The following is a 21,192-nucleotide window of genomic DNA, read 5'->3' as shown; positions in this document are numbered from 1 at the left end:
ACTCATAGTAATAATAAAAAATATAATAATATATCATCTTGAGAACTCTTCTAGACTTTAAAACTTGATAATTGGATGTTGACCAACTCCTTTTTAATCGAATATCTTTGATCCAGTTTCTAAATAAACTATAACGTATTTAATGAAAATTATGGTAAATTATGAATATAGAAATTACTGAAAAGTGGTGAAGATCATGCTAGAAAAATTCCCGGTTTATATGAACACATTTAAGCAAGAACGAATTATTCGTGTATACCTGCCTAATAGTTACAGAGAGGAAAATAAAAGATTTCCAGTCTTATATATGCATGACGGGCAAAATGTCTTTGAAGATGAAGGAGCCATTAAAGGAGTATCTTTAGGAATGAAAGATTACTTGGATAAGAGTGGGCTTGAGATTATTGTCGTTGCGATTGATCTAAATCCTGAAGGGGAAGAACGAGTTAATGAATACTGTCCATGGAGGCATGGAGAGGTAAGCAAACAAATCCTTGGCTACGCTAGCTCATCTGGCGGCCGAGGTGAAGAATATATAGATTTTATTGTGAACGAGCTTAAACCGTTAATAGATAAGAAGTACCGAACCATTGAAAATCATACATCGATGGCTGGTATATCATTAGGTGGATTAATCTCCACCTATGCTGCCTGCCGTTATCCACATATTTTTAAAAGAATCGCAGCTTTATCACCTGGATTTTATCGAAATCAAGAGGAAATCGAAAACCTATTGAGAACCTCTGACTTATCTAAGATAGAAAAGTTTTACATGGACTTTGGCACAAGAGAAGTGGGTGCGGATGAAGAAATGAATCAAGTCTTTCTTGATCTTACCAATCGTGTATATGAGGTATTGAACGGGAAAATAACTGACCTCCACTTTGAGCTAATCGAGGATGCGGAACATGCTTATCTATTCTTTAGAAAAAGAGTTCCTGCCGTACTATCTTACTTATTTTCAGATGTATAAATCTACTCGAAGAAGGGTACGGCAGATTGTGTGCCATACCTTTCTTGTTCGTTACACCTTAATCGTGTTCCATTCATTCACTGTGTCTTTCACCAATTTAACAAAGGCTTCCTTTTCCTCAATGAATAAGGTATGGGCAGACTCTTCAAACCACACCCACTTTTTCGAAGGTGCCTGCAGTTGGTTGTAAAAAGTCTCAGCTATCTCACTTGGTGCGGTGAAATCATGCCGGCCACAACAGAACACAATCGGCACTTGAATGTGTTTGTTGGCTTGGAGCAAATCTAGGTTTGTTAGTTCTTCCTTAAAAACTTTCATGGAAAACATTTGTCCTCTAATCCATCTAATCAAGTCTAGCAGTCGATATTCAGGACCTTTGAGGATGGACTTTATTATGGGATTGACAAAGTCACCTGTGTGAACAAGCCCTCCGCCAAATTCTTGCAACCATTTATTGTGGATTCGATCGGCATTCAAGTTTTTCCATGGTGGTGCCCCTAGTTTTTTTAGCTGCGTAAAAGCCTTTTCATTTCTGCTTTCCTTTGCCTTTTTCAAAGTATATTCATAAGAGACTCTTTCATTTTCCTTCATATTAACTACTTGTGAAACCGCAATATAGCCATGGAATCGTTCCGGCCTTCGATTAATGGTCAAATAAGAAAGAATCGTCCCCCATGAATGTCCGAGTAAATAAACTTTATCTTGTTTAAAGCGTGAACACAATTTCTCCACTACTTCCAATAAATCATCCACCATGCGATTAATTGTCATGGAGTCTTTTGGTATATTCTTAGAAAATGAGAGACCTGACCCACGTTGGTCATAATTAACCACAAGAAAGTCTTTTTCAAGGTCGGAACAGAATTGGCGGATAAAACCAATTTGCGCTCCTCCTGGGCCTCCATGAACCCATAGAATAATAGGGTTGCGGTGATCATGACCACGAAGAAGAACCCATTGCTCTACACCACCAATGCTCATTTTTTCTAGTGAAGAAATACTGTTTGATTCATGTGGAATAGCTGGCGTTTTATTAACAAACATTTCATCATCGTCCATCCATAAATAATCATTACCCGAAAAACATATACACATCTTTCTACCTATAATCAGGAAAAATCACCCAATATCTATTCTCCAATCACCACTATAATTCCTGCTATTTTTATGGATAAAATAGAAAAAAGTGTCAGGCAACATGTGAAAAATTCACATGGTGCCTGACACCCAATACCCAATTAGAACGGTTTCAGAATCATTAAGGAGATGATGATTAAAAAGATGATATTTTCAAGGTTTTCAAATTGAAAGAGTATTTTTGATAAACGCCAATATTCCGTCGGGATCTCTTCGCCTTTATGAGATTCTAAAAGTGCCTTTACGGGTTTTGACCTTGGTGATAGGACAAGCGGACCAATGGCAAGGGCTGCCAAAAAGAGAATCAGACTTGTTACATACCATCCCATCTTGAATAGGCTTGGGTTGAGGAACCCCATACTTAGCCCTGTAATTAATAAAAGCGCGCCGCCAATCATGACAAAAATATGCAACTTATGTCTAATCTTATATGAATGTCTTAATTCAGTCATGTTTTTTCCAGATTTGACCACGGTTGTTAATATGAATCCTGGCCCCATCCCTAGGATGGCTGAAAAAATATGTATGAAAACAAGGATTTTATAGATAGTAATCAATTGCTGCCAACCTCCATTCACTCCATCCCCATTTTATCATATTCTTAATTAATATATTAAAGTGAAATATAGTAGTTTTTGTGGATACTTTTGAATAAACAAATTTATAAAGTTAACCCTATTTACATAGAAGATTGATACAAAAGGAGCCTGCGAAGTGAAACCTTATGAAATTTCTAATATGATTGTTGATGAAGAGGCATATGATCAAGAAGAAGTAACCGCTGATTTTACTTATCAGAATCAAGATTATAGTATTACTTTTAAAAAAGGAGACCTCGAAATAGTGAATGCCTGGGCTTTTAAAAATGGCCACTCACTTCCTGCAAACTTACCCGACAATATAATTGAATTAATAAGAGCAGATGTGAAGAACCGTATTTGATTGTTCGTTAATCAAAACATATAACATACACTTAAGGCCATCAGAATACAGATCTGATGACCTTAGAGTGCACAATTTTTGAAGTTAAAAATATCCTCCTAATCATTCGGGTTTATGATCGCCAATACTTGATGATCTTCCCATTTTCCACTTATTTTCACATTTTTCACTGCTAAACCTTCTTTATGAAACCCGGATTTTTCTAGCACCCGAATGGAGCCAATATTGTGTGGCATGACGCCGGCCTCTATCCGGTGTAATTTCAATTCCGTAAATGCATATTTCACCAGCAATTTAACCGCCTCTGTCGTATAGCCTTTCCCATTTTGCTTTTCATCTAAAAAATAACCGATAAACGCACTTTGAAGTGAGCCTCTTAGCACTTGAAAAAGATTAATTATTCCAATTAATCTACTCTCACTTGTAAAAATTCCAAACATATAGCTTTGATCATGGCTGATATCATCTTGAAAAACCTGAATTCGCTGCAGTTGAGTTTCGAGTGTATAGAAATCTTCACTTCGCTCCATTGAAAACTTTTCAAAAAAATAACGATTATCTGTATGTAATTGAAGGAGGGGTACAGCATCTTCTTTAGAGAACGGTCTAATGTAGATTTTATCACCTTTAAAGACAGACTTTTCTTCTACTGCTCTCAAATGCAATACCATATGTTCGTCATTATATTCGATTCCATTAACTTTGAATGCATTTTCCTCGAATCCATATACTTGAAAACCTAATTTACGATAAAGTTGTTTTGCTTTTTCATTGCTTGCCATCACGGATAAATTTATTTTTTCAATCGCTGGAATCGATTTGGCTTTATTAATGGCCTCAGTCATTAATGCTTTCCCCACACCCAAACGCTGCTTCTTAGGGGTAACATACATCGCAAAAATATTGGCCCGATGCTTAATTTTTTCCGCATTCTCATGTAATAAAGTGACAACTCCAATTAGATTTTTCTGTTCAAATGCACCAAATGTATAATTTCCTTCAGCATTAAAGTTATGGACAACTTGGTCAATCGGATTTTCTCTTTTTAAAGCATCTTCGTAACTCGTTAAGAACGCTTCCGGATTCTGCTTTAGTGCTTCCAACCTTAGCGCCCAATAGCTTTCTGCATCAGAAGCAGCCAGTAATTTAATCTCCATAATAATCCCCTCCGAAAATATTAAAAACCAAGAACTCGACCACATCCTGGCTCAGTACTTTTCTTTTGAAAATTTAACAAATAGTGCTTAATTAAATTCTACATAAGTTATTATCTAAAAAGAAATGATAAGAGCAAAAACAAAGAAGGTAATCCCATGAAAAAACTTCTAGTTAGTTTATTTATTTCTATCCTTTGCTTCTCCGGAAGTATAAGCCCACTGACAGCCATAAATAGAGTATCTGCGCAACAGAAACCGATTCCTCCATATGCAAAGTGGGGTACATTGGCGTTGAAGGAAACCCATGAAAAGTATCCGCAAGCCAAGATCATTGATTATCTTCACATTGGAAGAACAAGCGGACCGCAAACCTCCACCGAAAAGTTTAAGCTTTGGTTAAAAGATAATAATAAAGAATTCGGGGTTTTCGTCAATATTGAATTTAACAAGGAAACGGAGAAGGTCGTCAAGATTACTTTTCATGAAACATCAAGATAACCTTTTTCAACAAAGGAAAGCGTTCAAATTCTATGAATCCTGATAAATTCCTGAACGGATTGCATGATTATTTTTATTGCATCTATACTGGCTGAAACGTCACCTTGTATCTCTAAACTATGTTCAGCACCCGGAATAATGACAGTGGTGGCAAGTTGATTATGATTCAATAAATCAACTCTCTCATAAATATAATGATGATCCTTGTCGCCAATAATACATAAAGAAGGCAGCTCTGTTTTCAAAAGTGTCTCGAACACAAGGTCCTCTTTTAATAGCGGGGTTAACCAGATACCAAACGGATGTCTAATAAAATTTTTGTGTTTCCACTCCATAGCCATCGGGATTGTTCCAATCGATTTACTTAGGAGAAAACATTGCTCATAGCTCGTGTCAGTTAAGATTTCTTCGACAACAGCCTGTACGTCTTCATACATCCAACGTTCCTGATCTTCCTGGCTAAGCGATGTAAAATGTTTATTCTTAGCAAACTGATAATTAACATGCAGAATATCTATATTGTTATTCAAACACATGCCGGTTGCGTAATGAAAAAGCGGTCGCTGCGTTGTATATCCAAGGCCTGGAAGCATGATGCAAATACTCTTATTCGGTTTATCATTATAAATCCATGTATACGAAATGGATGAAAATTCATCTCTAAACACTTGTCCTTCTTTAGATTGATACACTCCTCATCACCTCATTGATTTCTTCTTACACCACTCGAAATATGTTCCATAGTGGTTTATACACTTGGGCAAGATTAGCATAATTTCTATTCTTAGGAACAAACTAATTCAATCCAGTTAATCGGAGTGAATAATATGCATAATTCTTATTGGTATTATGCTTTACTTGTTTTAAGCATCAGTTTATTTATTTTTATACTATTCAAAAAAAGAAACACTCAATCACTATACTTGTTATTAACCAAGATTGGTGGAGCTTTTCTGATTGAGACTGTCATCTATAATTTCTTAGCCAGCTATAATTACAATCCGAATTTTATCAAGGGTAATGAATTCTATGACAACAATTTGGGCGCTTTTGTGTCAAATGCCTTCGCTTTACCAATCGTTGCCACCCTAATAGCTGTTTTTCATTTAAATTGGATGTGGATGCTCTTATTTTCAGGATTATTTGTTGGCATCGAATGGTTATTTTTACAACTTCATATCTACTACCATAATTGGTGGAGATTAGCCTATACAGGACTGGGGCTTCCATTCTATTTTGCTACGGCCAAGATTTATTATCATTGGATTTTGCATCCTTCCAAAGGATTCAAACATTATTGGATTCTTTATTTGATAACTGGCTCAATCTCTGCTAGTGCACATATTTTGCCCATTATTTTTTTCTCAAATCGAATTTACTCACCTGGCTGGTTTGAAAATTCTGGCCGTGACTCGATTGCCTTTGGAGTCATTTTCTATTTATGCTCTAGTCTGTATTACTGTCTTATGACGAAACTTAACTTAAAAAGGAATTGGATAAAATATATTATCACTGGTTTGCTTATGTTTGTAGTAAATCTAATGCTTATTAATGCTGGAATTCTTCGTAGTCTCGTCTGGTGGGACCTGCCCTATTATGTCACTTTATCGATTATGCTCCTGCTGGTAACAGGAATTATTGATAAAAGATTGTTTCAACTGTCAAACTTAAGGTAGCCAAGAATACTCTTTTTGGCTGCCTTTTCTCATCCTATTCATTAGGTCAAAATACCCTACTCTCTATATCAGGAGTTTCCATCTCTTCCGCCCTCTTTGCTAATGTATTCCTCATACCTGGTGCTTTCTTTATGATACCTATATTTAATAGACATAGTTGTAATTATTTTTAAATTCTTTAAGAATTCAAATTCACCTTCCTATCCTATCATTATTAAATATAAAAAAGCGCTTGCATTTTTTCAAATTCATTTTATAATACTTGTATACAAGTATACTCGTATTATATTAAGAAGGTGAAATGATGAAGGAATTATTGTATCCCACAAAATGGCTTTCAAAAGCTTCTGCTGGTGAGCGTGTAGCATGTGAACTTAGGATGCAGATCATTTCTGGTTTGATTGAAAGCGATACCATCCTGTCAGAAAATAAATTAGCCGCTGATTTTAATGTGAGTCGATCACCTATCCGCGAAGCATTAAAAACACTGGCTTCTGAAAATTTAATTCGTCTAGAAAGAATGGGTGCAGTTGTAATCGGATTCACCATTAAAGAAATAGTGGAAATTTATGATGTCCGCTTACTGATTGAAACGTTTGTATATGAACGTCTTGTAAAACTAGACAATACATCATTAGTTAAGGAATTGAGTAAAATACTCGAGATGATGAAAATTGCCATCAAATATCATGATGCCGATGAGTTTGCTTATCAAGATGTCATCTTCCATGAAACAATTATTCGAGCGATTAATCATTCCTACATCATGATGATTTGGAATAATGCAAAACCGGTCATGGAAGCTTTCATCCTCTTAGCCATGCGGGCTCGGTTCGAGGAAAAATATAATGACTTTCCACGGATTATCGATAATCATCAACTATACATTGATGCCATCGAAGCAAAAAATAGAGACCTCATGATTCTATCATTACATCAAAACTTTGATGACGTACAAGTTAAAGTAGAAGACCTTTGGAGGTCTCAACAAATGCTTTCTAAAGGAGTCGAGCAAGAATAATGACAAGCTATATGTTAGGGTTAGACATTGGTACGACAAGCACAAAAGCCGTTTTATTTAGTGAAAAAGGCGAAGTCATCCAACAAGAAAATATCGGTTACCCACTTTACACACCTGACATTTCAACAGCTGAACAAGACCCAGAAGAGATTTTTTCAGCAGTAGTAAAAGCGATTTCAAATATCATGAAACATCATCCACAAAAAGAAATTTCGTTTATTTCTTTTAGCAGCGCCATGCATAGTCTTATTGCTATGGATGAAAATGATCAACCGCTGACACCATGTATCACATGGGCGGATAATCGCAGTGAAGCTTGGACTCATAAAATAAAAGACGAATTAAATGGACATGAGGTCTACAGACGCACAGGAACGCCGATTCACCCTATGTCGCCATTAAGTAAAATTACTTGGATTGTGAATGATCGTCCAGAGATAGCTGAAAAAGCGAAAAAATATATCGGGATAAAGGAATATATCTTTAAAAAGTTCTTTGATCAATACGTTGTCGATTACTCACTTGCTTCAGCGATGTGTATGATGAATCTCAAAAAACTTGATTGGGACCAAGAAGCATTAAAAATCGCCGGGATTTCCAGTGAGCAATTATCAAGACTCGTGCCAACGACAGAAATTTTCTCTAACTGTAATCCTGAATTAGCAAACCAAATGGGGATTGACCCCAAAACTCCGTTTGTAATTGGTGCCAGTGATGGTGTCCTTTCCAATCTTGGGGTAAATGCGATTCGAAAAGGTGAGATTGCAGTCACTATTGGGACAAGCGGTGCGATTCGCACCATTATTGACGAACCGCAAACCGACGAAAAAGGCCGAATTTTTTGCTACGCATTAACGGAAAAACATTGGGTTATTGGCGGGCCAGTTAACAATGGCGGGATGATTTTCCGCTGGATTCGGGATGAATTTGCCGCATCAGAGGTAGAAACCGCAAAAAGACTAGGCATTGATCCATATGAAGTACTAACAAAAATCGCAGAAGGTGTTAGACCGGGCGCTGATGGATTGTTATTCCATCCCTACCTTGCGGGTGAACGGGCGCCATTATGGAATCCAGACGTTCGCGGGTCATTTTTCGGCTTAACGATGGCGCATAAGAAAGAGCATATGATTCGTGCTGCCCTTGAAGGGGTCATTTACAATTTATACACGGTATTTCTAGCTTTAATTGAATGCATGGAAGGTCCTGTGACACGAATCCAAGCAACGGGAGGGTTCGCGAGGTCAGAGGTTTGGCGTCAAATGATGTCCGATATCTTTGACTTAGAGGTAGTTGTGCCCGAAAGCTATGAAAGTTCATGTCTGGGTGCTTGTATCTTAGGTCTATATGCTACAGGAAAAATCGATTCGTTTGATGTTGTTTCTGAAATGGTTGGAAGTACACACAAACATACACCTAAAGAAGATGCAGCTAGAGAGTATAGAGAATTACTGCCAATCTTTATAAACTTATCGAGAGTTTTAGAAGAAGATTATACACGGATCGCTAATTATCAAAGAGGATTAATTAATAAAAATAAATAAATTTTGGGGGAATTATCATGCCATTAGTTATAGTTGCAATAGGGATTATAGCATTACTGATTTTAATCATGGGCTTTAAATTAAACACTTTTGTATCACTTATCATTGTTTCTTTCGGTGTGGCCATTGGACTTGGAATGAAATTAGATGAGATCATCGCAACAATTGAAGCAGGGTTAGGTGGAACACTTGGACATATAGCACTAATCTTTGGACTTGGTGCAATGCTGGGTAAATTAATTGCAGATTCAGGAGGCGCGCAGCGTATTGCGATGACTCTCGTTAATAAATTTGGCGAAAAAAACATTCAGTGGGCTGTAGTAGTATCTTCATTCATTATTGGAATCGCTTTATTTTTTGAAGTAGGACTAGTTTTATTAATTCCAATCGTATTTGCGATATCTAAACAACTAAAGGTTTCTATTTTATATCTTGGTATTCCAATGGCAGCAGCTTTATCTGTAACACACGGATTTTTACCGCCACATCCTGGACCAACAACCATCGCAGGTGAATATGGTGCAAATCTTGGGGAAGTATTACTTTACGGTTTAATTATTTCCATTCCAACTGTCTTTATTGCTGGACCTTTATTTACAAAGATAGCAAAAAGATTGGTTCCTGCATCCTTTACAAGAACTGGAGATATCGCCTCTTTAGGTGAGCAAAAAACATTCAAAATGGAAGACACACCTGGATTTGGAATCAGTGTATTTACTGCAATGCTTCCTGTCATTCTAATGTCCATCGCTACAATTATTACTTTGCTTCAAAAAACAATGGGATTTGCAGATAACACTTTACTTGCCATTATCCGTTTTGTTGGCGGTGCATCCCCTGCCATGGTGATCTCGTTATTATTCGCTATTTATACAATGGGATTAGCAAGAAATATTCCTATGAAATCAGTGATGGATTCTTGTTCAACAGCCATCTCACATATTGGGATGATGCTATTAATTATCGGTGGCGGCGGTGCCTTCAAACAAGTATTAATTAATGGTCATGTAGGTGACTATGTAGCCGAGTTATTCAAAGGAACTTCATTATCACCAATTATTCTCGCATGGATCATTGCAGCTATTTTACGTATTGCCTTAGGGTCTGCTACAGTTGCTGCTTTAACCACTGCTGGGTTAGTTATTCCAATGTTAGGTCAATCAGACGTGAACCTTGCCTTAGTCGTCCTAGCCACTGGAGCGGGTAGTTTAATTGCCTCACACGTTAACGATGCCGGTTTTTGGATGTTTAAAGAGTATTTTGGTTTAACCATGAAGGAAACATTCGCAACATGGACATTACTTGAGACGATTATTTCCGTAGCTGGATTAGGGTTCATTCTATTACTAAGTTTATTTGTTTAAGATGAATATCCAATAGTGGGGGATTTATGTCCCCCACTATTGGCAGTTAAAAGGAGAAGAAAGTGAAATGAACAATACAATTGGAGTTATTGGTTTAGGCGTAATGGGCAGCAATATTGCCTTAAATATGGCGAACAACGGTGAAAGAGTCGCTGTCTATAATTACACAAGAGATCTAACAGATAAGCTTTTACAAAGAATTGACAATCAATCGATCGCCCCTTATTACGACGTACAAAGTTTTGTTCAGTCCTTGGAAACCCCTAGGAAAATTTTCCTGATGGTGACTGCCGGAGCGGCGATTGATTCAGTCATTTCATCCCTAGTTCCTTTTCTTGAGCCAGGTGACATTATTATGGACGGCGGAAACTCCCATTATGATGATACGGCTCGAAGATTCGAAGATTTGAAGTCGAAAGAAATTGAGTATTTAGGGATTGGAATTTCAGGTGGAGAGGTTGGCGCTTTAAATGGTCCTTCAATTATGCCTGGCGGGGAGAAAGATGCATATGACAAAGTAGCGCCCATCCTCACCAAAATAGCGGCCCAAGTGGATGGTATCCCATGTTGTACATATATTGGCCCAAAAGGTGCCGGGCATTTTGTGAAAATGGTTCATAACGGAATTGAATATGCTGATATGCAATTGATCGCTGAAGCCTATACCTTTTTAAGAGAGAGATTACAATTAACTGTGAATGAAATTGCTGATATCTTTGAAACTTGGAATCAGGGTGAGCTGAAAAGTTATCTAATTGAGATTACTGCCGAAATTTTAAAGAAAAAAGATGAAAAAACAGGCTTACCGCTGATTGATATCATCCTTGATAAAGTAGGGCAAAAAGGAACAGGTAAATGGACAAGTATGCAAGCAATTGATAACGGGATTCCCTTATCCATCATTACCGAGTCATTATTCTCCCGTTATGTATCTTCATTAAAGGAAGAACGTGTTAGGGCGGAAGAAATTTTAACTGGACCGGAATTGGATCAGTCAATACTAGATAAAGATTTGTGGATTGAGCAAATTAGACAAGCTTTATATATGGGTAAAGTATGTGCCTATGCCCAAGGGTTTACACAATATAAAATGACTTCGAACCTTTATGACTGGAACTTGCCATTGGAGGAAATTGCACTTATTTTCCGAGGCGGGTGTATCATTCGTGCTGAGTTCTTAAACGCAATAAGTGAAGCCTACCGGACACAAGCAAATCTGAAGAATTTATTAATCGATCCGTTTTTCGCTGGAAAAGCAAAAGAGTATCAATCAGGCTTAAGGAAAATTGTCTGCGAGGGAATTAATTCAGGAATCTCCTTCCCTTGCTTAAGTGCTTCCCTTTCTTATTTCGATAGCTATCGAAGAGGCCATTCAAATGCCAACCTTTTACAAGCTCAAAGGGATTATTTCGGTGCCCATACGTATGAGCGAACAGATATGGAAGGCGTATTTCACACCGACTGGAACTAAGTTTTTATAATTATGGCTGTGATTAATCTAGTGTTGATTTTGACACCCTGTTGATTGGAGCGGATGGCACGAAGACTCCTGCGGGAGGACGGGGCAGGGGAGACCCCGCAGGTGCGCAGCGACGAGGAGGCTCCCCGGACCGCCCGCGAACCGCTCGTGCCTGGAGCGGAAATCAACATCCAAGTTTACCAGAGCTCATAACATAAAAGTCCTATACTCGTGCAATGAGTATAGGACTTTGTTCTATTTTTGGATAGAGTGTGAATAGAATGAAACGAAAGGATTATGGAAAGAAAAACCAACTAATTATGGGAGGGATTTTATGTCAACATCGAGAATACTGAAATGGGTTTCAGGTGGGCTTGAAGCATTACTAGGAATTCCTGTACTTGGAGGTACGATCGTTCTCAGTCTTGTATGGACCCCTCTAGCAATTATGTTAATATTACATATTGTTACGTTGGTGATTACCAAAAAAGAGGGCAGCGGGTCCATTACAGGTAGTGTCCTTGGAATCATAACTTCTTGTATAGGCTGGATTCCGTTTGTAGGAATGATTATGCATATTATCTCAGCGATTATTCTAATGGTTGATGCGGCTAAGGCAGAAGGCAATCAAGCAGGAAGCTAATCTTCCTGCTTGATTGCCTCACTATTTATTTAGCTCGATCTTCAGTTGTTTAATAGCTTCCATCACTTCTTGAAGATTTTCTTCATAATTCATTTCATTTCTAGCATGGAGCAAAACTGGCCGCACCGATTCAACAGATCGGCCAAATTGGTACATCCACTCATATCGCGGGACCATCCAGATGTGAAAATGATGGGTAGTATCTTCATTATAAAAATAATACACATGCTCTATCCCAAGGACTTCTCTTTGGGCTTTTCTGATTTTAGAGAGAATATTTATGTAATCCGTCTTTTCGACATCCGTTAATTCATCAAGACATGTAATATGCCGTTTGGAGGCTACAATTATTAATCCCTTAATCAGATAGGCGACGTCTTGATGGGCATGAAAATATTCAGTTTCATAAACGACCCCGCCATCAGGCTCGATTAAGCCACTTATTAAAGCACAGCTTAAACAATCCACCTCGACTGTATTTCCATTGGATAAAGTAATTTTTCTCAAGTCTACTCCCCCTGTAAAAATCAGATACGAATACTGACAGTAATCTTATCTGATTTTTACCGATAATACTATACTATTAAATAGAATAATCTTGGGGGATAAAGACTTTTAATTGTTTAGGTTTTACAAACACTTCTTCTCCTGTTTTTAGATGGAGGCTGCGATATTGCTCCTTTCTTAATTCCACTTCCAGGTAGTCCCCATTATCCTTTCGAATCAATTCAAGTTGGACAGCAGCTCCGACTAAATGAATATAATTAATCTTGGCAGATACAGAATCTGGGCTTGCCTCTCTTTCAATACTTATATCATGTGGACGGACGTACCCAACGGCCTCGGTATTCTCTATTCCCGAAAATTCTGGGGCATCGACTTCAAAATGCCCGTGCCGTAATTTCCCGTTATGCAGACGGCCTTTAAACAAATTCACGTTTCCTAAAAAGTGATAGACAAAAGGACTGTTTGGATTTTCATATACCTCTTCTGGTGTTCCGATTTGCTCAATTTTCCCTTCATTCATCACGACCACACGATCGGCAACATCCAGCGCCTCCTCTTGGTCATGGGTCACAAAAATACTGGTAATCTGGTAATCATCATGAAGTTTTCTTAACCATCTGCGAAGATCTTTCCGGACCTTGGCATCTAAGGCACCAAACGGTTCATCTAACAATAGCACCTTAGGCTCAACCGCTAATGCCCGTGCTAATGCGACCCGCTGCCGTTGACCCCCAGACAAATTGGATGGATATCGATCAGCAAAGGCCTCTAGTTTTACTAGTTTTAGTAATTCCATGACCTTTTCTTTTATTTCGTTTTTGGAAGGTCGTAATTTTCTAGGCCGCACTTTTAACCCATAAGCCACATTATCAAAAACAGTCATATGACGAAACAACGCATAATGCTGAAACACAAATCCTACTTTCCGTTCCTTTGTACTGATATGTGTGATGTCTTCTTCCCCAAACAGAATCACACCTTCATTGGCGGCTTCTAATCCTGCGATAATTCTGAGCAGCGATGTTTTTCCAGAGCCGGACGGACCTAGCAGGGCAACGAGTTCCCCCGTTTGAATATCCAGATTAATTTGATCAAGGGCTTGGAAGTTTCCAAATGATTTCGAGATATTTTGGATTTGTATGCTCATCTTAGTGCGCTCCTTCTTCAGATTCAAATGACTTTCTGGCTTTCCACTCAATGACATTTTTTACAATGAGCGTGATGATGGCGAACAATGACATTAAGGAAGCCACCGCAAAGGCAGCGGAAAATTGATACTCATTGTATAAAATTTCGATATGAAGCGGCATCGTATTGGTCAAGCCGCGGATATGTCCAGAAACAACCGATACGGCCCCAAACTCCCCAATCGCTCGTGCACTGCAGAGAATAACCCCATATAGTAGTCCCCATTTAATATTCGGCAAAGTGACCAAAAAGAATGTTTTCCAGCCGCTCGCCCCCAGCGTCAGAGAAGCTTCCTCATCGGCCGTCCCTTGCGTTTGCATTAATGGAATCAGTTCCCTGGCGACGAATGGTAGTGTCACCAAAAGCGTGGCCAGCGCAATTCCTGGTACTGCAAAGATGATTTTGATATTATGATCAATTAACCATTGTCCAAATAAACCATGTGCACTAAATAATAATACAAACACCAATCCCGCAATCACTGGGGAAATGGCAAATGGAAGATCAATAATCGTAATCAGTAGACTTTTCCCCTTAAAATTGAACTTAGTAACGGCCCAGGCGGCTGCCACTCCAAAGATGGCATTTAGGGGAACAGTAATTAAGGTAATAATCAATGTTAGCTTAATAGCCGATAATGCGTCTGGGTTGCTAATGGCCTCTAGAAAAACAGCTGCCCCTTTATCAAAGGCTTTTATAAAGATAGCAACCAGTGGCAATACCAAAAACAAACTTAAGAATGCTAATGCAAGTGTGATGAGTATCCAGCGTACAAGACGTGGCTCAGAGTTGCTGGACGCAACTTGGACCGGTGCAGTTGAATACTGCAATGAAACATTACCTGCCATAAGGACCTCCTTCTGGACCTGCCTAATTTATTTGCAAAACAAACAATTTTCCTCAAAATCTATTAAAATACTATATAAATTTCCGATTCGTCCACCACTGTAAGACGTTAATAATAAGTAAAATCGTGAAAGAGAAAATCAACATCACGGCCGCAATCGCGGTGGCTCCGGCGTAATCATACTGTTCTAGTTTGGTCATGATTAAAAGCGGTGTGATCTCTGTCCGCATCGGCATATTCCCTGCAATAAACACCACCGAACCGTATTCCCCAAGGGCACGAGCAAAGGCAAGGGCGAAACCTGTTAACGCAGCCGGCAGTAATTCTGGAAAAATTACTTTCACAAACGTTTGCGCCCGGTTTGCCCCTAAGCTTGCCGATGCTTCTTCTATTTCTTTATCTAAGCTTTGCAGGATGGGCTGGACGGTACGTACCACAAAGGGGAGCCCAATAAAGGTTAATGCCAGTGTAATTCCGAGCGGAGTAAACGCCACCTTAAAACTTAAAAACTGACCAACCCAGCCATTCTCTGTATACAATGTCGTTAAGGCAATCCCAGCAATCGCTGTCGGTAAGGCAAAGGGCAAATCAACTAATCCATCGATAATTCGACGGCCTGGAAACGGATAACGAACAAGCACCCATGCGATTAATACGCCAAAAATAACGTTAATAAACGCGGCTGTAAAAGCTGCACCAAAGCTCAATTTATAAGAGGCAACCACCCTCGGATCTGAAATGGTTCCCCAAATTTTTGACCACTCAACAGTCACTGAATTAATAAAAATCATCGATAATGGCAGAATGACAAGGATGCTTATATAAAACATCGTAAACCCTAACGAAAGGCCGAATCCCGGCAGGACACTATTTCTTTTCATCTTTAAGCTTGCTAATCGAGCCATGAGGTTGACCCCTTCCAAATAATATACATGTAGGGCGCCCCCCATCACCCTTGATGGAGGACACCCGTCTCACTGAACTACTGTTATGGCTGGTAAATCTGATCAAACGTTCCGCCATCATTAAAGTGCGTCTCTTGTGCTTTTTTCCATCCCCCAAAATCATCGTCAATGGTCACTAGGTTAATTTTTGGAAAGACATTTGCATACTTATCAAGAATCGTTTGATTGCGAGGACGATAATAGTTCTTCGCGATAATTTCCTGTCCCACATCACTGTATAGATAGTTCAAATAGGCTTCAGCAACCTCTTTTGTTCCCTTTTTCTCAACGTTCTTATCCACAACAGCAACAGGTGGTTCGGCAAGAATACTTATGGATGGGACGACAATCTCAAATTTGTCTTTTCCTAATTCATTAAGAGTCAAGAAGGCTTCGTTCTCCCAGGCAATTAAGACATCACCAATTCCTCTTTCCACGAACGTGGTAGTTGCTCCGCGGGCACCAGAATCTAAAACCTCAACATTTTTATATAGTTGGCTCATAAATTTCTTAATTTTCGTCTCATCACCATTATATTTATCTTTTGCATAGGCCCAAGCAGCTAAGTAATTCCAGCGGGCACCACCTGACGTCTTTGGATTCGGGGTGATGACGGAAGTACCTTTTTTCGTTAAATCATCCCAATCCTTAATTCCCTTAGGATTTCCCTTTCTAACTAGAAACACGATCGTCGACGTATATGGTGTGGAGTTGTCCTTCAGGTTCTTTTGCCAATCCTTTGAAAGTAATCCGCCAATATTTGCAATTTCATCAATGTCGTAGGCCAAGGCTAAAGTCACTACATCCGCCTCAAGTCCATCAATAACAGCGCGGCCTTGTTTCCCGGAACCACCATGTGATTGTTGAATCGTCACTTTCTGCCCTTTTTCTTTTTCCCAATACTTAGCGAATTCTCCGTTAAACTCTTCATACAGCTCTCGGGTTGGGTCATATGAAACATTTAATAATTGGACAGGTTCCTTTGTTTTTGAAGTTTCTTGTTTGGTTCCTCCATCCTTTTTCTCAGAACTTTGGTTGCTTGCCTGAGTGCCGCATCCGGCCAAAATAAGAGCGATTAGAATAAGTACTGTTGTGAATTTGTAAGCGATTTTCATTAGTAATTTCCTCCTTTTTTTTAAAACAAAAGGCTGTGTTAAACTTGTCTGTTGATTTCCGTTCCAGGCACGAGCGGTTCGCGGGCGTGCCGGGGAGCCTCCTCGTCGCTTTGCTCCTGCGGGGTCTCCCCTGCCCCGTACTCCCGCAGGAGTCTTCGTGCCTTCCGCTCCAATCAACAGAGTGCTAAAATCAACATTTACCTCTAACACAGCCAAACAAAAAAGACTACCTATCCCTAGACCATTCCTGTTAGAATGAGCCTCTGCATTACGGCCTTAGGAAAGGACCCGTCAGAAATGCTCATCTTTCGGATAGTTTAGAAAATAAGTAGCCTTCAGTGGACTGATCGGCTGTTTTTTTTAAATGAACCCAATAATAAGTGGGGTTACTTTTGTTCTTTAGGGGCGTACTTTTTTTGTTGGGCAAATCTAGTTTTCTCTGTTTTATCAATTTGGGTAATGCTGCCATCATGAACTGTTATCACCACAGATCCATACTCCAGTCCTTTAAGTAACGACAGAATATAATTTGCCTTTGATTGATCCACGTATGCCATCGTATCATCCTCTCTTAATCTACCAATTTCACATAAGAATACTTGGTTTTATTCCAATAAAAAACGATCCAATGACAGACAACAATGTGGACTGCACTTACTAATTGGAAAATTCATGATCAGTCACCTTTCTAACAAAAGAGGCCTATACCCCTTTATTTTATCTAAGAGTATAAGCCTTTGGTTTTCCAATCAGCTTAATTTTATGTTTACAATTTATTTGAATTATTTACATTTTATTCTGACTTTTCCTACCTGTCAAGTGGGTTTTTTAAAAAAACCTTTACATTATTCAAAAGTAAGTCGAAAAGCTTTCACGATAATACCATCATTCGCAGGTTCAAAGTCGTATTGGGGTAACCGTTCAAAACCCATTCGTTCGTAAAGTCTCATCGCACTCTTCATAAAATCTGCTGTATGCAGGCCAATCGCTGGAAATCCCTGTACTTTTGCACGCCTCATACATTCTGAAATCAAAGCACCTGCTACTCCTTTTCCTCGAGCGTGCGGTGTGACTGCGAGCATCCGGATCTCAGGGTAATCCAGCTCATCGACTAATCCTTTATACGCGTCGGTTTTGGCTGGAAATAAGGCAACACTGCCTACGATACTTCCATCAATCTCTGCAACAATGCGTTCCACATTTTCCTGCAAATCTGCATCCGACGAGATGCTTTGTTTAAGAGCCTGCCAGTGCTCTTGTGGGATGTTATGGGCATGTTCTTCATAGGAGTGAACTCTTTGGTCGCGAATAAATGGGAATTCATTTGCGACCGCATCACGTATCATCATTTTTCCACCTGCTTTTAATCAATTTTTCTCTCAGTGTATTAAAAATTTCTCGGCGTTATTACTTAAAGCTTGTCGATGATGTTCTGATGTCAAACCAGATAGATCAGGACCCTTCGGTAAAATAGTATATCCCTTTTGATCATTGCTCGCGATATGGTTCGACAAATGATAATGCCGTTTGATTGCATCAAAATCCGTCGTATCACCGAACCCAGGGGTTTGATAAAGATCCCTTAGATAGCCCCATAAATTAGGAAAATCGACAATCCGATTACGATTGGCTTTGAATGCAGAATAATAGGCAGCATCGAAGCGGATCAACGTAGCATACAGCCGAACATCAGAATCCGTAATAAAATCACCAAATAAGAACCGCTGTTTCGACAGACGCTCTTCCAGCTCATCTAATCTTGCGAATAAAGTGTCATATGCTTGTTCGTAGGCCTCTTGTGATTGGGCGAATCCGCATTTATAGACGCCATTGTTGACCTCATGGAAAATGATATCGTTAAGAGCATCAATCTCCGCACGTAAATGCTTCGGGTACAAATTAGGTGCCTGCTCTTTATGAAAAGGAGCCCAGACCGTTTCGAGATAGTTTGTCAGTTTAAAATAATCATTATTAACGACCTTTTGTTCCTTAACATCTATGATTACCGGCACCGTCGGCCTGCCAGTATAATCTGCAGCTGTTTTTAAATAAATTTCACTCATATATCTAATTCCTAATACAGGGTCAATGCCGTCCTCATCTAAAGAAAACTCCCAATCCACATGGGGAAGTTTCGGCCGCATAGGACTAGCTGTCCCTAAACTGATTGCTTCTTCTAACCCGAGAACACTTCGGACAATAACCGACCGATGGGCCCATGGGCAAACGGCAGACCATAATAATCGGTACCGCCCGGCTTCAACTGGCAGCTCCCCATCGTTTTGACCGAAGGGCGTAGTAAATCTATTTTTTTGACGATTAAACGAACCATCTGCTGTAATCTCTTTAACAGCATTTGGACTTTTATTTATTCTTTGATCATCTCGTAACATGAATGAATCCCCTCTTATTGATAAAGTAATAAATTCTAAGTAATTCTATCGGTTTTATTAATTTTAGTATGATTATTCTTTATAAGTCAATGATATTACCTGACTACATTTAAAATTCAGAATATATATTCATAAAGCGATCTAATTCAAACGAAAAAGGACATCTCCATGTTGTTGAAGATGTCCTTTTTACACTATTAAGCTGCTTTTTGTTCTTTATAAGGTTTAAGCTTATGGCCTTCCCATTTGGTAATAACAATGGCAGCCAAAGAGTTTCCGACGATATTAACACAAGTACGTGCCATATCAAGGATCCGGTCAATCCCGGCAATAAATGCTAGTCCTTCTACTGGGATTCCTACGCTTCCCAATGTAGCAAGGAGAACAACAAATGATACGCCTGGTACCCCGGCAATTCCTTTAGAGGTTAACATCAATACAAGGACTAATGTGATTTGATGGCCAATACTCATATGAATACCATACATCTGCGCAATAAACAGCGCTGCAATCGCTTGATAAAGGGTCGATCCATCAAGGTTAAAGGAATATCCTGTTGGAATGACAAAGGACGTAATCGCCTTAGGACAACCAAGTTTCTCCATTTTTTCCATGATTTTCGGAAGAACTGCTTCCGAACTTGCTGTTGAGTACCCTAAAATTAATTCATCTTTTAAATACTTAATGAGATGGATAATGTTAAATCCGACAATTTTTGCTGTTAAACCTAAGACAACTAAAATGAAGAAAAACATGGCTCCGTATACAACAAGGACTAGTTTTCCTAATGGTATTAATGACGTAATACCAAATTTTGAAACAGTAACACCAATTAATGCGAACACACCGAATGGCGCTAACTTCATGATTTGATTTGTGACATAGAACATCGCATCGGCAGTTCCTCTGAAGAAATTAATGATTGGAATCCCTTTCTCCCCAATTGCCGCAACTCCAAGTCCGAACATAACGGAGAAGAAAATGATTGGCAGCATTTCCCCGTTTGCGAGAGACTGGATGATATTTGTAGGAACAATGTTTACAACAGTATCAATCATTGAATGAGATTCTGTTTGTTCCGCTGTGCTTACATAGCTGTTAATATCTGTTTTCGCAAGTTTCGATTTATCTACGCCAGCACCCGGTTGAAATACGTTTGCAAAGAGTAGTCCTAAGATAATCGCAATCGTAGTGATAATTTCAAAATAAAGCAGAGTTTTACCACCAAGTTTTCCCAATGACTTCATATCTCCAACGCCAGCAACACCCACGATTAAACTGGAAATAACAATGGGAACAACGATCATTTTAATTAAACGAATAAATATATCGCCAATTGGCTGCAGGTAACTTGCCACATGTGGATTCCCATAAAAAACCGCACCAACAATGATACCGAGAATGAGCCCAATGAATATCTGCCATGCTAAACTAATTTTCTTCATTTGCATTTCTCCTTTTCAATATAATAAAAGTTGATTATTATGATGAATCAACTTTGACTTATAAAATGAAATATTATCTTATCTATAAAGTTATACTTAGTTAATATTATAGAAATTTTCCTCATATAACAACAATTTTATATATGGAAATTACTCCTATTTATAATATCAGAATAATAATATTCCTTATTCACCAAGACTTTTTGCCTAATAAAATCAAAATAGCCAGGAAAATTCCTATCTGAAAAGTATAAGAAGAGTGGAGATTTACAACCTGTACGAAAAGGTTCACTACGTATTAGCCTAGCTATTGATGAATAGCCTAGTTGTAGATGGTTT

Annotated in this window: 22 protein-coding genes and 1 pseudogene; 9 read left to right on the top strand and 14 right to left on the bottom strand. The window is 38.8% G+C overall.

What is annotated here, in order from left to right; genetic code table 11:
• Positions 1 to 196: 196 nt before the first annotated feature.
• Positions 197 to 973 carry an alpha/beta hydrolase gene (locus tag QNH17_RS04175; RefSeq protein WP_283877541.1) on the top strand — a complete coding sequence of 259 codons (777 nt, stop codon included), beginning with the start codon at positions 197 to 199 and terminating at the stop codon, positions 971 to 973.
• Between the two features lie 51 nt (positions 974 to 1,024).
• Here QNH17_RS04175 and QNH17_RS04170 read toward each other — a convergent pair whose 3' ends face one another.
• The gene (locus tag QNH17_RS04170) at positions 1,025 to 2,017 is read right to left on the bottom strand and encodes an alpha/beta fold hydrolase (RefSeq protein WP_283877540.1); all 993 of its coding nucleotides are present in this window, start codon (positions 2,015 to 2,017) and stop codon (positions 1,025 to 1,027) included.
• Positions 2,018 to 2,211: 194 nt separating this feature from the next.
• Positions 2,212 to 2,667 (bottom strand): DUF2269 family protein, encoded by a 456-nt coding sequence (locus QNH17_RS04165; RefSeq protein ID WP_283877539.1) that lies wholly within the window; start codon positions 2,665 to 2,667, stop codon positions 2,212 to 2,214.
• A 157-nt stretch (positions 2,668 to 2,824) separates the two neighbouring features.
• Here QNH17_RS04165 and QNH17_RS04160 point away from each other — a divergent pair, with 157 nt between their 5' ends.
• Positions 2,825 to 3,052: a hypothetical protein gene (locus QNH17_RS04160; RefSeq protein ID WP_283877538.1), complete on the top strand. Its 228-nt coding sequence runs from the start codon at positions 2,825 to 2,827 to the stop codon at positions 3,050 to 3,052.
• Positions 3,053 to 3,150: 98 nt separating this feature from the next.
• On the opposite strand, the gene QNH17_RS04155 is transcribed toward QNH17_RS04160, so the two are convergent.
• Both QNH17_RS04155 and QNH17_RS04150 read right to left on the bottom strand, forming a co-directional pair.
• A complete protein-coding gene (locus QNH17_RS04155) occupies positions 3,151 to 3,723 on the bottom strand; it encodes a GNAT family N-acetyltransferase (protein WP_283879429.1) in 573 nt (190 codons plus the stop codon).
• A gap of 9 nt (positions 3,724 to 3,732) precedes the next feature.
• Positions 3,733 to 4,209 (bottom strand): annotated as a pseudogene (locus QNH17_RS04150) (GNAT family N-acetyltransferase); the annotation flags it as partial.
• A gap of 156 nt (positions 4,210 to 4,365) precedes the next feature.
• Between QNH17_RS04150 and QNH17_RS04145 the strand changes: the two are divergent.
• Entirely contained in the window at positions 4,366 to 4,707 is a 342-nt protein-coding gene (locus QNH17_RS04145) for a YqzG/YhdC family protein (RefSeq protein WP_283877537.1), read from the top strand.
• A 23-nt stretch (positions 4,708 to 4,730) separates the two neighbouring features.
• On the opposite strand, the gene QNH17_RS04140 is transcribed toward QNH17_RS04145, so the two are convergent.
• Positions 4,731 to 5,399, bottom strand: a complete 669-nt coding sequence (locus QNH17_RS04140) for a hypothetical protein (protein ID WP_283877536.1) — start codon at positions 5,397 to 5,399, stop codon at positions 4,731 to 4,733.
• Positions 5,400 to 5,534: 135 nt separating this feature from the next.
• Between QNH17_RS04140 and QNH17_RS04135 the strand changes: the two genes are divergently transcribed.
• The 6 genes from QNH17_RS04135 (at position 5,535) to QNH17_RS04110 (ending at position 12,414) form a co-directional block, all read left to right on the top strand.
• Positions 5,535 to 6,383 (top strand): hypothetical protein, encoded by an 849-nt coding sequence (locus QNH17_RS04135; RefSeq protein WP_283877535.1) that lies wholly within the window; start codon positions 5,535 to 5,537, stop codon positions 6,381 to 6,383.
• 304 nt (positions 6,384 to 6,687) lie between these two features.
• Entirely contained in the window at positions 6,688 to 7,404 is a 717-nt protein-coding gene (locus QNH17_RS04130; RefSeq protein WP_481858571.1) for a GntR family transcriptional regulator, read from the top strand.
• Positions 7,404 to 8,948 (top strand): gluconokinase, encoded by a 1,545-nt coding sequence (gene gntK / locus QNH17_RS04125; RefSeq protein WP_283877533.1) that lies wholly within the window; start codon positions 7,404 to 7,406, stop codon positions 8,946 to 8,948. Before QNH17_RS04130 ends, gntK begins: the two co-directional genes overlap by 1 nt.
• Before the next feature lie 17 nt (positions 8,949 to 8,965).
• Entirely contained in the window at positions 8,966 to 10,312 is a 1,347-nt protein-coding gene (locus tag QNH17_RS04120) for a GntP family permease (RefSeq protein ID WP_283877532.1), read from the top strand.
• Positions 10,313 to 10,379: 67 nt separating this feature from the next.
• Positions 10,380 to 11,783, top strand: coding sequence for a decarboxylating NADP(+)-dependent phosphogluconate dehydrogenase (gnd, locus tag QNH17_RS04115; RefSeq protein WP_283877531.1), 1,404 nt, complete (start codon positions 10,380 to 10,382; stop codon positions 11,781 to 11,783).
• 322 nt (positions 11,784 to 12,105) lie between these two features.
• Positions 12,106 to 12,414: a hypothetical protein gene (locus tag QNH17_RS04110; protein WP_283877530.1), complete on the top strand. Its 309-nt coding sequence runs from the start codon at positions 12,106 to 12,108 to the stop codon at positions 12,412 to 12,414.
• Positions 12,415 to 12,435: 21 nt separating this feature from the next.
• Here QNH17_RS04110 and QNH17_RS04105 read toward each other — a convergent pair whose 3' ends face one another.
• The 9 genes from QNH17_RS04105 to QNH17_RS04065 all read right to left on the bottom strand — a co-directional run bounded on the left by QNH17_RS04105 (position 12,436) and on the right by QNH17_RS04065 (position 20,853).
• Positions 12,436 to 12,921, bottom strand: a complete 486-nt coding sequence (locus QNH17_RS04105; RefSeq protein ID WP_283877529.1) for an HIT family protein — start codon at positions 12,919 to 12,921, stop codon at positions 12,436 to 12,438.
• Positions 12,922 to 12,997: 76 nt separating this feature from the next.
• Positions 12,998 to 14,068, bottom strand: coding sequence for a sulfate/molybdate ABC transporter ATP-binding protein (locus tag QNH17_RS04100; protein WP_283877527.1), 1,071 nt, complete (start codon positions 14,066 to 14,068; stop codon positions 12,998 to 13,000).
• A 1-nt stretch (position 14,069) separates the two neighbouring features.
• Positions 14,070 to 14,957, bottom strand: a complete 888-nt coding sequence (gene cysW / locus QNH17_RS04095) for a sulfate ABC transporter permease subunit CysW (RefSeq protein ID WP_283877526.1) — start codon at positions 14,955 to 14,957, stop codon at positions 14,070 to 14,072.
• Positions 14,958 to 15,027: 70 nt separating this feature from the next.
• Positions 15,028 to 15,861, bottom strand: coding sequence for a sulfate ABC transporter permease subunit CysT (gene cysT, locus QNH17_RS04090; RefSeq protein ID WP_283877525.1), 834 nt, complete (start codon positions 15,859 to 15,861; stop codon positions 15,028 to 15,030).
• Positions 15,862 to 15,944: 83 nt separating this feature from the next.
• The gene (locus tag QNH17_RS04085) at positions 15,945 to 17,015 is read right to left on the bottom strand and encodes a sulfate ABC transporter substrate-binding protein (RefSeq protein WP_283877524.1); all 1,071 of its coding nucleotides are present in this window, start codon (positions 17,013 to 17,015) and stop codon (positions 15,945 to 15,947) included.
• Positions 17,016 to 17,401: 386 nt separating this feature from the next.
• Positions 17,402 to 17,572 (bottom strand): YezD family protein, encoded by a 171-nt coding sequence (locus QNH17_RS04080; protein ID WP_283877523.1) that lies wholly within the window; start codon positions 17,570 to 17,572, stop codon positions 17,402 to 17,404.
• Between the two features lie 288 nt (positions 17,573 to 17,860).
• Entirely contained in the window at positions 17,861 to 18,364 is a 504-nt protein-coding gene (locus QNH17_RS04075) for a GNAT family N-acetyltransferase (protein WP_283877522.1), read from the bottom strand.
• 30 nt (positions 18,365 to 18,394) lie between these two features.
• Positions 18,395 to 19,408 carry a glutathione S-transferase family protein gene (locus QNH17_RS04070; RefSeq protein WP_283877521.1) on the bottom strand — a complete coding sequence of 338 codons (1,014 nt, stop codon included), beginning with the start codon at positions 19,406 to 19,408 and terminating at the stop codon, positions 18,395 to 18,397.
• Between the two features lie 197 nt (positions 19,409 to 19,605).
• Positions 19,606 to 20,853, bottom strand: a complete 1,248-nt coding sequence (locus QNH17_RS04065) for a cation:dicarboxylate symporter family transporter (protein WP_283877520.1) — start codon at positions 20,851 to 20,853, stop codon at positions 19,606 to 19,608.
• Between the last annotated feature and the right edge of the window lie 339 nt (positions 20,854 to 21,192).

The organism is Neobacillus sp. SuZ13, from assembly GCF_030123365.1.
Taxonomy (GTDB): Bacteria; Bacillota; Bacilli; order Bacillales; family Cytobacillaceae; genus Neobacillus.
This window is presented reverse-complemented; position numbering and strand designations above follow the sequence as displayed.